The organism is Mesorhizobium sp. M7A.F.Ca.ET.027.03.2.1, from assembly GCF_003999175.1.
Taxonomy (GTDB): domain Bacteria; phylum Pseudomonadota; class Alphaproteobacteria; order Rhizobiales; family Rhizobiaceae; genus Mesorhizobium.
Genome location: NZ_RZOM01001762.1, coordinates 1 through 624 on the forward strand (window position 1 = coordinate 1; position 624 = coordinate 624).

Here is a 624-nt window from a genome sequence, read left to right on the forward strand (position 1 = left end):
TGGCAGCTTGCGTCGAGGCGCCGGCAAAGTCGGCCAGATTGCTCAGGCGAACGGTTATGGCTTGGGCCAGGAGATAGTTGCTGGTTCCGCCGAGCAGGGCTGGCGTCGTGTAAAATCCCAGGGTGGACAAAAACACCAGCGAGCAGCCGCTGATGATGCCCACCCGTGTCAGGGGCAAATATACGTTCCAGATGGCACTCAGGCGATTGCTGCCGAGGTTGGAGGCTGCATCCAACAAAGTGTGGTCAAAGCGCTTCATCGAGGCATAGATTGGAAAGACCATCAGCGGCAATTGCACCTGGACGGTGCCGATGTATGCCCCCAGCATGTTGAACACGAGTTGCATGGGCTTATCGATGAGTCCCGCCGAAAGGAGGGCTTTGTTGATCAAGCCGTTTGGCGCCAGGATGATGATCCAGCCATAGGTCCTTACCAGCACGCTGGTGATGTACGGTATCGCAACCATCAACAAGAAGATCGCCGCAACCGGCCCTTTTAGCTGCGCCAGCGTGTGCGCGAGGGGATAAGCCAGTGCAAGGCAGATGGCAGTTACGGCAAGCGACAGAACGATCGTTCTGCCAAAGATTGTCAGAAACGCTGAATTGCGGAACGTCTGCACATAGC

The 624-nt window shown here is 56.6% G+C and carries 1 protein-coding gene; it reads right to left on the minus strand.

The window, feature by feature from the left end:
• A partial coding sequence (locus tag EN750_RS37910) for an ABC transporter permease (protein ID WP_189526843.1) occupies positions 1-624 on the minus strand: 624 nt, incomplete at both ends.